This is a genomic window from Halobacterium wangiae (assembly GCF_021249345.1).
Lineage (GTDB): Archaea > Halobacteriota > Halobacteria > Halobacteriales > Halobacteriaceae > Halobacterium > Halobacterium wangiae.
This window is the reverse complement of record NZ_CP089588.1, coordinates 1,283,510-1,296,459: the sequence shown is the minus strand read 5'-3', so window position 1 is coordinate 1,296,459 and position 12,950 is coordinate 1,283,510. Positions and strand designations below refer to the sequence as shown.

The window sequence follows — 12,950 nt, the reverse complement described above, 5'->3', positions numbered from 1 at the left end:
CGGATCGGGCGAATGTGGATCGTGAGCAGTACGCGAGGTCGCCGGATGTAACCGCAAGCAGGCGGCGGCTCCGAACGGAGTGACTACGAGTGAGCGGGACGACGCCGACAGCTGGACGACCGATCGTGATGCTCAGCGATACTGGAACAACGGACGTTCACAGACGAGATGTCGCGACAACGGCGGGAGTGCTCGACTGGTTGTTCCATCGGAAACCAGGGGGTTGCACGCCGAGAATGCGTGGAACCCCCCACCCCTTCGTTTCAGGTGGAACGGAGAAAGAGTGGGTGCGGGGTAGAGAGTGCATCTAGGCTGGGAAACAACTAAGTACCCACCCTGGTAACAAGAACCGTAGAACAGAGAAGATAGCTGGTTGTAGGGGTGGAAGGGTCTAGTTCTAGTGGAGTTCCCGACGAATTCCCGTCCGTCCCGTCTCGCCGGACGGTCCCTCTCCCCGTTCCAGTCGAAACGAAGGGGTGGGGGATTCCCGTCTATCTCCTGCCCGGAATTTCCAGTGCGAACGAACCGCTCACGAACACCGCTCTCGTACTCATCGATATCGCACTTACCGGTATCGCACTCACAGCTCTCGAGCTACGTTCCTGAACGCAACACCCCTCCAATCGATCACTCGAAAGTGTCACTCTCCAGGCCGTACTCTTCGTCCACACTATCTGACCAAATTCTTCGGTTACTCTCTTCGATCACTCTCTTCGACCAGCCTTCTCGACACCGAACTCTGGTTCGGAATCCAACTGTTCTCCCGGTGGGTTCCTCCGCATCTTCGTTCGAACGTTCGACACTCCCCGGACCGTAAGTTTAAGTCTCCGCGCCGGTAGCTTCTCGTTACTATCCGCATCCTGCGTCAAGCATACAAGGGGCGGGGTGCGAATGGAGGCCAAGGATGGGACTGTTCGCAGAACTCAGAGACAGCATATCCCGGGTCACGGCGAGCATGTTCGCCGACGACTCGGAGCCGAAACGAATCGGGATCTACGGCCCGCCTAACGCGGGTAAGACCACTCTAGCCAACCGCATCGCTCGCGACTGGACGGGCGACGCGGTCGGTCCGGAGAGCCACATCCCGCACGAGACGCGTCGCGCGCGTCGGAAGGAGAACGTCGAGATCAAACGCAACGGCAAGACCGTCAACATCGACATCGTCGACACGCCGGGGGTCACCACGAAGGTCGACTACTCGGAGTTCCTCGACCACGACATGGAGAAGGACGAGGCCGTCCGTCGCTCCCGCGAGGCCACCGAGGGCGTCGCCGAGGCGATGCACTGGCTCCGCGAGGACGTCGACGGCGTCATCTACGTCCTCGACTCCACGGAGGACCCGTTCACGCAGGTGAACACGATGCTCATCGGCATCATCGAGAGCCGGGAGCTGCCGGTGCTCATCCTCGGGAACAAGACGGACCTCGAGGACTCGAACATCCAGCAGATCTCGAACGCCTTCCCCCAGCACGAGACGATTCCGCTCTCGGCGAAGGAGGGTTCGAACATGGACGAGGTCTACGAGAAGATCGCGGCCTACTTCGGGTGATCACCCATGCCTGAGACAACCAACCCGGACGGCGTCCAGATCGACCTCATCAGCGGCCAGCGAATGTCCGGGAAGACGTCGATGGAGAAGATCCGCATGATTCTCGACGGCGTCCGCGACGGCAAGATCGTCGTCCTGGAGACGGGACTCACGCCCGACGAGGAGTCGAAACTCATCGAGGTGACGATGAGCGAGATCAACCCCGACGACTTCACCGGCATCGAGATCGAGAGCTTCCCGCAGTCCGACACCAAAGACACGACTCTGCTCGGCCGCCTGATGGGCAAGGAGTCGACGTCGAAGCTGACGGTCATCGGACCGGCGAACCAGATCCAGTCGCTCCACAAGGACGAGACGCTCATCAGCGCGCTCATCTCCCGCAAGTAATGCCACACCAGTGTACGAACTGCGGGCACGTCTTCGCGGACGGCTCCAAGGAGATGCTCTCGGGGTGCCCGGACTGCGGCGGCAACAAGTTCCAGTACCACCCCGGGGAGGTTCCCGACGAGCCACCGACGGACGCCGAACCGCCCGAGCGCGAGGGCGGCTCCGTCACCGGCGCGGTCGGCCGTGCCGCGAACAAGGTCCGCGACGCCGTGTCGAGCGACCCCGATCCCTCGTCGGTGGAGTCCGACGCGGCGTCGGAGGCCGCGACCGCCGACGGCGACGATGTCGACGAGTCCGAGGGCCGCACGGCCTGGCCCGGCGAGGAGGACGCCAGCGTGGACACCTCCCCCGCCGCCGATGCCGACGTCGACGCGAGCGAGTCCGTCGACGCGGGCCTCGCGGACCACGAGGACAGCGCGCAGGCGACCGCCCGCAGCGAGGTCGTCGACCGCAACTCGCTGCCGGACACCCCCGAGGGCCGGGTCGTCAAGGAGCCCGATTCGCCCGACGAGCGACCGGATCTAGAGGACCTCCGCGAGGAACTGAACGACCAGTTCGAGTCGATCCGCATCGTCGCGCCGGGTCAGTACGAACTCAACCTGATGGAGCTGTACGACCGCCAGGAGTACATCATCGCGCTCCAGGAGGACGGCCAGTACGTCATCGAGGTGCCCGACGCGTGGGACGCCCCCGAGTCCAGCGAGGACTACTGACGGGAGTGCCAGACACCTAGATTCCACACCCGTCCGGCGACGAGCGGATTGCCGCGTGCCGAAGTTGTTTTCCGCTCCGCCACCGCCAATCGCGTAGATGCCGTTCCGCGACCGAATCGCCGCGCTGCTCGCGGCGTTCCCGGCGGCGCTCGCGAGACTCGGCCTGCTCGACCGGGAGAAGGGCGAGGAGGCCTTCGACCTCGCGGTCCCCGCGATGGTCACCGGCGGCCTCCGGACGGTGTTGCGGACCGCGGACTTCTTCATGGTGAGCATCGCCGCGGGCGACGCCGCCGTCGCCGCGCTCGAGTTCGGCTTCCAGTACTACTTCATCCCGTTCGGGCTCGCGCTCGCGCTCACGAGCGGCACTATCAGCGTCGTCTCCCGACTGAAGGGGGCCGAGGACGACGTCGGCGCGGACTTCGCCATCAAGCAGTCGCTGTGGCTCTCGCTGCTGGTCTCGGTCCCCATCACGGTCGGCGCGTGGCTGTACGCCGACCCGCTCGTGGGACTGCTCGCCAGCGACGCCGAGACGACAGCCCTCGGCGCGGACTACCTCCGCGTGGTGATGCTCGCGGTCGTGTTCCGGTTCTGGAGTATGATTGCCGCGCGTGCGCTCGCGGGAGCGGGGGACACCCGGACACCGATGTACGTCCGCCTGGTGACGCTTCCGACGAACATCGTGTTGAACGCGCTGCTCATCTTCGGCCTCCTCGGCTTCCCGGAGCTCGGCGTCGTCGGTGCGGCGTGGGGGACCGCACTGGCGAACGCGCTCGCCGGCGTCGTCTTCTTCGCGGTGCTCGTCTCGGGCCGCTGGAGCGTCTCGTTGCACCTCGGCGGGAAGCAGTGGGACTCGGCCATCGCGAAGGAGATCGTCCGGGTCGCGCTCCCGCTCGCGGGCACCCGGCTCTCCCGGACGTTCGGGCGGTTCCCGTTCCTGTTCGTCCTCGGCGTGTTCGGGCCGACGACCGTCGCGGCGTACGCCATCGGCCGGCGCGTCATGTTGCTCGCGCTGATGCCGGCGTGGGGGTACGCGACGGCGGCGAGTACGCTCGTCGGCCAGCGCCTCGGCGCGAACGACCCCGACGAGGCGGCGGACTACGGCTGGCAGACGCTCCGCATCGCGCTCGCCACCCAGTTGCTCATCGGCGCGGCGATCTTCCTCGCGGCCGGCCCCATCGCTCGCGCGTTCGGCGCTGGCGACGTCGCGCTGACGGCGACGTTCATCCGCGTCTTCGGACTCAGTGTCGCCGGGTTCTCCGTCTCCCGGACGCTACGCGGGGGTCTGCGCGGCGCCGGCGACACGCGCTGGCCGTTCTACGGCGGCATCCTCGGCACCTACGTGGTTCGCCTGCCGCTGGCGTTCGTCGCGCTCCCGGTCGGCTACGCCATCTCCGTGGGCCCCGTCGCGCTCGGCCCCATCGCGGTCCCCGCACTCTCCGTCGCGCCCGGGATGGGCCTGGGACTGATCGCCATCTTCGCGGCCATCCTCGGGGACATGTACGCTCGCGCCGCCGTCAACCTGGTCCGGTTCCGGTCCGGGGCGTGGCGCGCGTACGGCACACCGACGACCGCGGACTGAACCGCGTCGAGCACCGCGAACGACAGCAATTTAAGTCGTAGCGGGCGAACCCACGACCATGAGCACGGCTACGAAACTCGTCGTCGGATCGGTCGCCATCGCCGCAGTGCTGTCACTGTTCATCATCTTCAACGTCGCGTAGATGTTCTCCGAGCGCGACCTCGGGGACGAACTCGCGGCCGTCCGGGAGGCGTACGTGCCGGGCGCGCTCGTCCTCGACTGCGCGCGGGACTTCCAGACCCTCCCCCCGGAGCACCGCGACGACCTCGCGCTCCTCACGGACAACATCGAGCCCAGCGAGTACGACGAGGCGTGGCTCCCCGGGGACGCGCCACAGCTCCTCCACCAGCTCACGACCACGGAGTTCGTGGTCGGGACGCCGGGCGACGGCGCCGTCGCCTGGACCACACAGACCGACCCGCCCGTGGTGTTCGTCAAGGCGCGCATCGAGGGCACCCCCGGCGCGTTCGCCGACTTCCTCGTCGCGGAGGCGCTCGTCGAGGCCGGCCTCGGGCTCCCCGAGCAGTTCCTCGGCTTCTTCGGCGAGCAATACCAGAAATTCGACGCCGCCGTCGACCGCGAACCGGCCACCGTCTACCAGCTAGCGGCGGCGTGCTGCGACGCCTACCGCGGCCTCCACACGCGCGAAGAGTTCGAGGCGTGGACCGAGGACTTCCCGGCACTCCACGACGCGTGGGTCGACGCGGGCGAGCGCATCCAGCCGCGCATCGACGGGCTCTCCGGGGAGGTCGCCCGCGGCGAGACGTCGTTCTCGGACGCCGCGGAACTCGCCTGCAGCGGCGTCAAACACGGCCTCGACCTGCCCGCGCCGTTCGCGGCGCTCGACACGCTCGCGTACCGGCGACACGGCGCGAGCTACGCGGTGAAGTGGGCGGAGAAACTGTTCACCGACGAGTAACGTGTTCTTCCCGCGCGAGCGCAGTCAGTAGTCGGTGACGACGTCCCCGCCCTCGCCGAGTTCGACGACGAGGTCGCTGGCGTCCCGGAACTGCTCGAGGACGAAGTCGTCGTGGACCTCCTGGGAGACGTGGACGAGCGCCACGGCGTCGTGTGCCTCGAGGAGTTCGCCGAGGCGCACGAGCGCGTCGAGCGCACGCTCCTCGTCGGCGTAGTAGGCGAGCTCCGTGAGCGAGTCGAAGCTCACGCGGCGCTTCCCCGTGTTGTCCGCGAGGAACGACTCGACGGCCGAGAGGATGCCGTCGACGTCGTCGGGCGAGGAGACGTAGTGGATGTGGCTGGCGCCCCGTCGAGAGTAGCCGCGTTCGACGGAGAGCGTGTCGAGGATCTCCGCGCGGTCCTCGTCGACGTCGTAGTACTCCAGTTTCTGGGTCACCTCGCGGGCGGTGGTCCGCGTGGAGACCACGAGGAAGTGGTCGGTGTCGGTCTTCAGGAAGTCGGTGTCCATCCGGTCCGTCTCGCCCGTGCTCGGGTGGAGCAACAGTACGACAGTGCCACCCGGGACAGCGTCGGGTGCACCCTCGATGGCGAGGTCGTAGTCCATACCGCAGGAGAACGGTCGCGTCGTCTTAATGTTGCGGGTGGCGGCGGTCAGAACACGCTGTCGGCCGTCGCGGCGCCGACGACGCTGAAGATGGCGCCGACTGACGTCGCTTTCAGCGTGAGCGCCGCGATCACTGCCGGCTCGGTGCCGAGTTCGAGCTGTTCGGCGAACGTCGTCGGCGCGGTGATCGCGAGTCCGAGGACCAGCACCGAGCCGAAGGAGACGACCATCAGGGAGACGAAGCGCACGGGAATCCCGCCGACCTCCGCCTCGCGGTCCGGGTCGCGCCCGGAGTCGGCCTGGTAGAGCGCGCCGTAGCCGATGGCGAACACGATAGCCACCGTCACCACCACGTTGTACCACGCCATCTCGTTGGCGAGCAGCCACACCTCCTCGGTGACGACGAACGGCCCCGCGAGTAGGAAGCCGCCGACGACCTGCTGGGCGGAGTCGGCGAGCGCGTACCGCTGGTTCCGACCGACCATACCCTCCCAAGGTCAAGCGCGGGGAAAACGCCACCGACTGGCGGGGTGCTCCCGGCGAGGTCGTCGGTGACACCGGGACAGGACCGACTCCGGTGTCGTTTTCCCGTCCGCAAGCATCCCCCCGGTATGAGCGTTCGCGAGGAGTTCGACGAGTGGGCGGCCTCGGGCCGCGACCGGGGGATGGAGGAGCGCCACTGGCAGACCGCCAAGCACGTGCTCGCCCGGATGCCCGTCGAGGACGACGACTTCGTCCTGGACCTCGGCACCGGCAGCGGGTACGCGCTCCGCGCGCTCCGGGAACGCGGCGTCGCCCGCGGCTACGGTCTCGACGGCGCCCCGGAGATGGCGCGCAACGCCCGGTCGTACACCGACGACGACCGGATCGGGTTCGTGGTCGGCGACTTCGGCTCCCTGCCGTTCGCCGACGACAGCGTCGACCACGTCTTCTCGATGGAGGCGTTCTACTACGCCGCCGACCCCCACGAGACCCTCGCGGAGATCCGACGGATTCTGCGACCCGGCGGGACGTTCTACTGCGCGGTGAACTACTACGAGGAGAACGTCCACAGCCACAACTGGCAGGAGAACATCGCCGTCCAGATGACGCGCTGGGACCGCCCGACCTACCGCGAGGCGTTCCGGGACGCCGGCCTCCACGTCACGGAGCAGGACAACGTCGCCGACCGCGACGTCGAGATTCCGCCGGAGAGTGCGTTCCCTCACGAGGGCTTCGACACGCGCGAGGAGATGGTCGAACGCTACCGTACCTACGGGACTCTCCTGACCGTCGGGGTCGCGCCGTAGTCCTCAGAGAAGCGTCGCGTCCGCGGGGTCGAACCCGAGCGTCCCCTCCCCGGTCGGCGGCGCCTCCCGGGTCTTCACGAGGACGTCGCGGCCGTCCCAGTCACAGTGGACGCGGTAGGCGTCCCCGAGGAACTCGACGCTCTCGACGCGCACCGCGAAGCGGTTGTGCACGCAGTCGAACCGAAGGGACTCCGGTCGCACACAGACCGTCGTTCTACCGTCTGTCTGCTCTCCGACTTCGAATTCGGTTCCGCCGACACGAATAGAACACCCCTTCGTTTCGACTGGAATGCCGCCGTCGAAGACGTTGTTGTCCCCGAGGAACGACGCGACGAATCGGGAGGCCGGTTCGCGGTACACCGCCTCGGGCGTGCCGACCTGTTCGACGCGGCCGGCGTTCAGTACCGCGAGGCGGTCGGAGATGGAGAGCGCCTCCTCCTGGTCGTGCGTGACGTAGACGGTGGTGATGTCGAGTTCCGACTGGATCTGCTTGACCTGCACGCGCAGTCGCTCGCGCAGGCGGGCGTCGAGGGCGCTCATGGGTTCGTCGAGCAGCAGCACCGAGGGGCCGGGGGCGAGCGCCCGGGCGAGTGCGACACGCTGCTGTTGCCCGCCGGAGAGCTGGTCGGGCGAGCGGTCGCCCATCCCCGGCATGTCGACGAGTTCGAGCAGTTCGTCGACGCGCTCGTCGGTCGTCTGGTCGCCGGGCGGGTCCCGGAAGCGCAGGCCGTAGGCGACGTTCTCCGCGACGCTCATGTGGGGGAACAGCGCGTAGCTCTGGAAGACGATGCCGACGTCGCGGTCCTCCGGGGGGACGCCGGTCATCGACTCGCCGCCGAAGCGGACGTCGCCCTCGTCGGGCGACTCGAAGCCAGCGATCAGGCGGAGGGTCGTCGTCTTCCCGCACCCCGAGGGGCCGACGAGCGTGAAGAACTCGCCGTCCTCGACAGTGAGGCTCACGTCGTCGACGGCGGTCGTCCCGCCGAACCGTCTGGTCACGCCGTCGAGTTCGAGGCTGGTCACGGTCTGTACCGCCCCCCGACGCGGTCGATGACCACGAAACTGGCGGCCGTGACGACCAGCAGGACCGTCCCCATCGCGGCCGCCGGGCCGACGCTCGGGCCGGCCGTACGGTCGACGAGGTAGCGCTTCAGGGCGACTGGCATCGTGTACGCGCCGTCGCTCGCGAGCAACACGGTGGCGTCGAACTCGCCGATGCTGATGGCGAACGCGAACGCCGCGCCCGCCAGCACGCCCGGCCAGACGAGGGGCAGTTCCACGTCCCAGAGCGCCCGCCCCCGACTCGCGCCGAGCGCCCGCGCGGACTCCACGAGCCGGCTGTCGACGGCCGACAGCATCGGCGCGACGTTCCGCACGACGAACGGATAGCCCGCGACGGCGTGGGCGGCGACGACGACTGCGGGCCCGACCACGCTGACTCTGGTGCCGAACAGCTCCACGCCGAACACGAGCGACTGCAACATCCCAAACCCGACGACGATGCCCGAGACGGCGATGGGCGCCATCAGCACCGCGTCGACGACCTTCCGGCCGCGGCCGCCGCGCGCGGAGAACGCCGCGACGACGACGCCCATCGGGAGCGCGAGCGCGAGCGCCCCGACGCCGAACACCAACGAGTTCCACACCGCCGTCGAGGGCTGCGTGCGGCTCCCGGACTGGCGTTCGACGAGGAAGCGCCACCACTCCAGCGTGGGGTCGGCGGCGCCGCCGAAGCTCGCCAGCACCATGCTCGCCAGCGGCGCGAGGAAGACGAACGCCACGACGACCCCGTAGACGCCGATTCCGGCCCGGACGAACCACTCACGAGCGGTCTCGGCGTCGAAGAGCCGACTCCGCGGGAGTGGGTTGTTCGTGCCGCTCGCCGCGCGCCGCGCCTCGTAGCGCAGGTAGACGTACGTCAGGGTCAGCGAGAACAGCGTCTCCAGCGTGGCGAGGGCGGCCGCCGTCTCGTAGTCGAGTTGCTGAACGCGGGCGTACAGCCACACCTCGACGGTGGCGAGCTGGAGGCCGCCGAGCGCGAGCACGATGGGGAACGTCATGAACGTGAACACGAACGTCAGCACCGCGCTCGCGGCGAGTGCCGGCAACAGCTGCGGAGCGACGACGTCGCGGAACGCCCGCAGCGGGTTCGCGCCGAGCGACCGCGCCGTCTCGACGGCGCTGGCGTCGACGTTCTCCCAGGCCGTCCCGACCATCCGGGTGACCAGCGGCGCGTTGTAGAACGCGTGGGCGAGAACCACCAGTTCCAGCGTGTACAGCATCTGGACGCGGCCGATGCCGAGCGCCGCGAGCAGGTCGTTGACGGTGCCGAACTGGCCGAACGTCGCGACGAAGCCGACGACGACCATGATGGAGGGGAGGACGAACGGGAGGATGGTGAGCGCCTTCAGCGTGCGCCGCCCGGGGAACTCGAAGCGCGCGAGTACGTACGCCCCGGGCAGCCCGAGTACGACGCTCGCCAGTGTCGAGAGTGCGGCCTGGTAGGTCGTGAACCCGAACAGCCCCTTCCGCAGGCGGGGGTAGGTCACCCAGACGTCGGGAAGCAGGCCGGTCCACGCCGCGTGGACGCGCACGCTCGCCAGCCACGCGAGCACGTCGCCCGGCACCCCCAGCGGGTCCGTGAACAGGCCGTGGGCGGCGCCCAGGTAGAACTCCGAAGTGAGCACTGCGCGGACGGGCGCGGCGGCGCTCCCGAACGCCTCGGCGAACACCGACCAGACGGGGTAGTAGAAGACCACACCGAGGACGAGGAGCGTGAGGACGCCGGCCGCCCGCAGCCCCAGTCGCTCGACGGTCGCGGTGAGTCCCAGTCGGTCGGCGGCCGCCGTCAGTTGCTCGCGACCTGCTGTGCCCACGATTCTGTCCACTCCTCGACGTTCCCTGCGAGTTCGTCGTACGTAAACGTGACCGGCTCCGGCGGCTCGTAGGCGTACTGGGCGTACTCCTCGGGCAGCTCCGCCGTCGTCGTGGCCGGGAACTGGACGTTGTTGACGGCGACGTTCCGCTGGGCCTCGTCGGTGAGCACGAACTCGACGAACTCCGCGGCCGTCTCCGAGCGGTCGGCGTCGGCGAACCGCGCCACCGTCTCCGGGTTCGCGTACCCCTGGTCGTCGAGGAAGCCGACCTGGTGGTGGGGGATCTCGTCCTCGTCGTTGTAGTACACCTGGTCGGTGGAGTAGGAGACGACGATGGGTCGCTCGTCGTTGAGGAACGCGTCGTAGGACGGTTGCCAGTCGTCGAGGACGCGGACGTCGTTCTCGACGAGGCCCTCCCAGTAGTCGAGGTAGCCCTCCGGGCCGAACTCGTGGACGGTCCAGAGCAGGAACGCCCGTCCGGGGTCGCTGGACTGGGCGTTCTGCGCGAGGAGCGTGCCCTCGTACTCCGGTTCGAGCAGCGCCTCGAAGGTGCTCGGGTTCTCCACCTCGGTGCCGTCGTACACGAGTGTGATGTAGCCGGTGTCGTAGGGCAGCGCGCGATTCTGGGGGTCGATGCGGAGGCTCTCCTTGATGTTGTTGGTACCCGCGACGTCGCCGAGCGAGTCGAAGAGGTCCTGGTCCGGTAGCTGTTCGTCGACGCGAACGAGTTCGCCCGTGTTCAGCCCGACGAACAGGTCGGCCTCGATGTCTGCGCCCTGCTTCTTCCGCTGGATGAACTCGTTGATGCCGTTGCTCGGCGCCGTGAACTCGATGTCGACGTCGTGGTCGGCCTCCCACTCGTCCTTGAGCCACCGCCCCGCCGTCCCCTCGTCGCCGAAGAAGGAGTCGTACGTGGCGACGGTCAGCGGCCCGGACGGCCCACCTCCGCCGATTTCGAGGCAGCCCGCGGTGGCGAGTCCGAGGACACCCGCGCCGGCCGTTCTCAGGTACGCTCGTCGTTTCATTACTGGGTTGTTCCAGCCTGTGGTAGAAAAGACCGTCGCTTCCGGGAGCGCTAGCCAACGCTTTTGTCGGTCCTCTCGGTACTCCCCGGCGTGCCTCTGTCGCGAAACGTCGTCCTCGCCGGGCTCCTCGGGGGGCTGCTCGTCCTCTCCGGAGTGTTGCTCGGCGCGGTCATCGGCACCGTCTTCTTCGCCGGGACGGTCGCCTACCTTCTCATCCCACTGCTGTACCGCGTCGAGCGCCTCGGCCTCTCCCGGTGGTTCGCCAGCGCCGCCACGGCCGGCCTGGCCTCCCTCCTGGTCGGCGTCCCCGTGGCGCTGGGCCTCTACCTCGCCAGCACCCGGATCGGCGTGGTGCTCGACGCGCTCCGGGACGTCCCCGAGGAGTACCCGATCTCCGTGCTGGAGTACGAGTACGCCGTCGACATCAGCCTCGTCGTTGACGCCGCGATCACCTACGCCGCGGCTCTCGCCGTAGACGCCGCCGCCGCGCTCCCCGTCGTCGCGCTGAAACTGACGCTGTTCGGGATGCTCCTGTTCGGCCTGCTACTGGCCCACGAGAAGGCCGAGCGCGCGTTCCTGGCGACGCTGCCGGACTCCTACCACGACGTCGCGCACGCGCTCGGGAAGCGCGCGACCGCCACCCTGTACGCCATCTACGTCCTCCAGGCCGCGACGGCCATCGTCACAACCGTCCTCGCGCTGCCGGTGTTCCTCGTCCTCGGCGTCCCCTACCCGGTCACGCTCGCCGTCGCGGCGGGAGTCCTCCAGTTCGTCCCCATCGTCGGACCGTCGCTGGTCGTCTTCGGCATCGCGGCCTACCAGGTCACCGTCGGGAACGTCACCGGCGCGCTCACCGTCCTCGTCGTCGCGGGCGTCATCGTCGCGTGGCTCCCCGACGTGCTTGTGCGACCCCGCCTCTCCCGGTCGACGGCGGACCTCCCCGGGAGCCTCTACTTCATCGGCTTCACGGGCGGTCTGCTCACCGTCGGCCCGGTCGGCATCATCGCCGGCCCGCTGGTCGTCGCGCTCACCGTCGAGGCCGCCGAACTCCTCGCCGCCGAGCGGAACAACGGCCGCGTCTGAGCGCTACTCCAGCGGGTGGCCGCGCTCGGTCCACTCCGTGAGACTCCCCTCGTAGAACGCCACGTCCGGGTAGCCCAGCCACCCCAGCACGACGAACGTGTGGCTGATGCGGCGCGCAGTGTTGCAGTAGAGGACGACGCGCTTCTCGGCCGTCACGCCCCGGGATTCGAGGAGTTCGGCCACCTCCTCGCGCGGTTTCAGCCCGCGCGACTCGGCGTCGACGACCTCCTTCCAGTCGAGGTTCACCGCGCCGGGGACGTGGCCCTCCTCGTACTCCCACGGTTCGCGGGTGTCGACGAGGACAGCGTCGGGGTCGTCGATGGCAGCCAGTACCGTCTCGTCGTCCACGAACACGCCGGCTGGCGCGTCCCCGGCCCGGTAGTCCGTCTCGTCGACGTCGGGCACCTCGGTGGTCGCCTCGTGGTCCCGGATCCAGGCGCTGTAGTCGCCGTCCAGCAGCCGCAGGTCCTCGTGGCCGAAGTAGAGTGCGGTGAGGAGGAAGCGCGCGGCGAACACGCCGTGGGTGTCGTCGTACGCCACGAGCGTGTCCTCGGGCGCGACGCCCGCCGCCGACAGCAGCGCCTCCCAGTCCCCGCGGTCGGGCATCATCCCGGCCGCCCCGTCCGTCGACCGGAACTCGTCGAACGGGACGTTCACGGCGCCGGGGACGTGGCCGATGCCATCGTACTCCCAAGCGTCCCGGACGTCGACGAGGCGCACCCGGCCACCGTCCTCGCCCGCCTCGTCGGCGAGGCGGCCCGCGAGCCACCCCGTCGTCACGACCCAGTCGTTCATCGCGTGGCGGTACGCACGCCGCCCTCTTAGCGTCCGGGTCGTCGCCGCGGCTCCGGAGTAGCGACAGACGCTGCCGGTACTTCTCCCGGCAGTCGCTGCAGCGACCGGCTCCGAACCAGAGTTCCGGCGAAC

At 68.6% G+C, this 12,950-nt stretch carries 13 protein-coding genes; 7 read left to right on the top strand and 6 right to left on the bottom strand.

Features of this window, described 5'->3' with window-relative positions; translation table 11 throughout:
* The first annotated feature begins 904 nt into the window (after nucleotides 1-904).
* The 5 genes from LT965_RS07100 to LT965_RS07080 all read left to right on the top strand — a co-directional run bounded on the left by LT965_RS07100 (nucleotide 905) and on the right by LT965_RS07080 (nucleotide 5,147).
* Nucleotides 905-1,549, top strand: coding sequence for an Era-like GTP-binding protein (locus LT965_RS07100; protein WP_232703322.1), 645 nt, complete (start codon nucleotides 905-907; stop codon nucleotides 1,547-1,549).
* 6 nt (nucleotides 1,550-1,555) lie between these two features.
* Nucleotides 1,556-1,936, top strand: coding sequence for a DUF2073 domain-containing protein (locus LT965_RS07095; protein ID WP_232703321.1), 381 nt, complete (start codon nucleotides 1,556-1,558; stop codon nucleotides 1,934-1,936).
* Nucleotides 1,936-2,649 (top strand): Zn-ribbon domain-containing protein, encoded by a 714-nt coding sequence (locus tag LT965_RS07090; RefSeq protein ID WP_232703320.1) that lies wholly within the window; start codon nucleotides 1,936-1,938, stop codon nucleotides 2,647-2,649. The genes LT965_RS07095 and LT965_RS07090 overlap by 1 nt, the downstream gene beginning before the upstream one ends.
* Before the next feature lie 97 nt (nucleotides 2,650-2,746).
* A complete protein-coding gene (locus LT965_RS07085; protein ID WP_232703319.1) occupies nucleotides 2,747-4,228 on the top strand; it encodes an MATE family efflux transporter in 1,482 nt (493 codons plus the stop codon).
* A gap of 142 nt (nucleotides 4,229-4,370) precedes the next feature.
* Complete coding sequence (locus LT965_RS07080; RefSeq protein ID WP_232703318.1) at nucleotides 4,371-5,147, top strand: DUF7089 family protein; 777 nt, start codon at nucleotides 4,371-4,373, stop codon at nucleotides 5,145-5,147.
* A gap of 24 nt (nucleotides 5,148-5,171) precedes the next feature.
* On the opposite strand, the gene LT965_RS07075 is transcribed toward LT965_RS07080, so the two are convergent.
* Both LT965_RS07075 and LT965_RS07070 read right to left on the bottom strand, forming a co-directional pair.
* A complete protein-coding gene (locus LT965_RS07075) occupies nucleotides 5,172-5,750 on the bottom strand; it encodes a DUF7090 family protein (RefSeq protein WP_232703317.1) in 579 nt (192 codons plus the stop codon).
* Between the two features lie 47 nt (nucleotides 5,751-5,797).
* Entirely contained in the window at nucleotides 5,798-6,235 is a 438-nt protein-coding gene (locus LT965_RS07070; RefSeq protein WP_232703316.1) for a DUF2391 family protein, read from the bottom strand.
* Between the two features lie 126 nt (nucleotides 6,236-6,361).
* Here LT965_RS07070 and LT965_RS07065 point away from each other — a divergent pair, with 126 nt between their 5' ends.
* Nucleotides 6,362-7,039, top strand: a complete 678-nt coding sequence (locus tag LT965_RS07065) for a class I SAM-dependent methyltransferase (RefSeq protein WP_232703315.1) — start codon at nucleotides 6,362-6,364, stop codon at nucleotides 7,037-7,039.
* 3 nt (nucleotides 7,040-7,042) lie between these two features.
* On the opposite strand, the gene LT965_RS07060 is transcribed toward LT965_RS07065, so the two are convergent.
* The 3 genes from LT965_RS07060 to LT965_RS07050 are packed head-to-tail and all read right to left on the bottom strand — an operon-like array spanning nucleotide 7,043 to nucleotide 10,940.
* Nucleotides 7,043-8,062, bottom strand: a complete 1,020-nt coding sequence (locus tag LT965_RS07060; protein WP_232703314.1) for an ABC transporter ATP-binding protein — start codon at nucleotides 8,060-8,062, stop codon at nucleotides 7,043-7,045.
* Nucleotides 8,059-9,915: an ABC transporter permease gene (locus tag LT965_RS07055; protein WP_432419312.1), complete on the bottom strand. Its 1,857-nt coding sequence runs from the start codon at nucleotides 9,913-9,915 to the stop codon at nucleotides 8,059-8,061. Before LT965_RS07055 ends, LT965_RS07060 begins: the two co-directional genes overlap by 4 nt.
* Nucleotides 9,888-10,940 (bottom strand): thiamine ABC transporter substrate-binding protein, encoded by a 1,053-nt coding sequence (locus LT965_RS07050; protein ID WP_232703313.1) that lies wholly within the window; start codon nucleotides 10,938-10,940, stop codon nucleotides 9,888-9,890. The genes LT965_RS07055 and LT965_RS07050 overlap by 28 nt, the downstream gene beginning before the upstream one ends.
* A gap of 90 nt (nucleotides 10,941-11,030) precedes the next feature.
* On the opposite strand from LT965_RS07050, the gene LT965_RS07045 reads away from it, so the two are divergent.
* A complete protein-coding gene (locus LT965_RS07045) occupies nucleotides 11,031-12,023 on the top strand; it encodes an AI-2E family transporter (RefSeq protein ID WP_232703312.1) in 993 nt (330 codons plus the stop codon).
* A gap of 3 nt (nucleotides 12,024-12,026) precedes the next feature.
* Here the strand turns inward: LT965_RS07045 and LT965_RS07040 are convergent, their stop codons facing one another.
* Complete coding sequence (locus tag LT965_RS07040; protein WP_232703311.1) at nucleotides 12,027-12,818, bottom strand: sulfurtransferase; 792 nt, start codon at nucleotides 12,816-12,818, stop codon at nucleotides 12,027-12,029.
* Between the last annotated feature and the right edge of the window lie 132 nt (nucleotides 12,819-12,950).

Bases quoted from the DNA above. Each gene is read 5' to 3' on its own strand.
- LT965_RS07100 (WP_232703322.1), top strand. From the start codon at position 905: ATGGGACTGTTCGCAGAACTCAGAGACAGCATATCCCGGGTCACGGCG.
- LT965_RS07095 (WP_232703321.1), top strand. From the start codon at position 1,556: ATGCCTGAGACAACCAACCCGGACGGCGTCCAGATCGACCTCATCAGC.
- LT965_RS07085 (WP_232703319.1), top strand. From the start codon at position 2,747: ATGCCGTTCCGCGACCGAATCGCCGCGCTGCTCGCGGCGTTCCCGGCG.
- LT965_RS07040 (WP_232703311.1), bottom strand. From the start codon at position 12,818: ATGAACGACTGGGTCGTGACGACGGGGTGGCTCGCGGGCCGCCTCGCC.
- LT965_RS07080 (WP_232703318.1), top strand. From the start codon at position 4,371: ATGTTCTCCGAGCGCGACCTCGGGGACGAACTCGCGGCCGTCCGGGAG.
- LT965_RS07070 (WP_232703316.1), bottom strand. From the start codon at position 6,235: ATGGTCGGTCGGAACCAGCGGTACGCGCTCGCCGACTCCGCCCAGCAG.
- LT965_RS07090 (WP_232703320.1), top strand. From the start codon at position 1,936: ATGCCACACCAGTGTACGAACTGCGGGCACGTCTTCGCGGACGGCTCC.
- LT965_RS07065 (WP_232703315.1), top strand. From the start codon at position 6,362: ATGAGCGTTCGCGAGGAGTTCGACGAGTGGGCGGCCTCGGGCCGCGAC.
- LT965_RS07050 (WP_232703313.1), bottom strand. From the start codon at position 10,940: ATGAAACGACGAGCGTACCTGAGAACGGCCGGCGCGGGTGTCCTCGGA.
- LT965_RS07075 (WP_232703317.1), bottom strand. From the start codon at position 5,750: ATGGACTACGACCTCGCCATCGAGGGTGCACCCGACGCTGTCCCGGGT.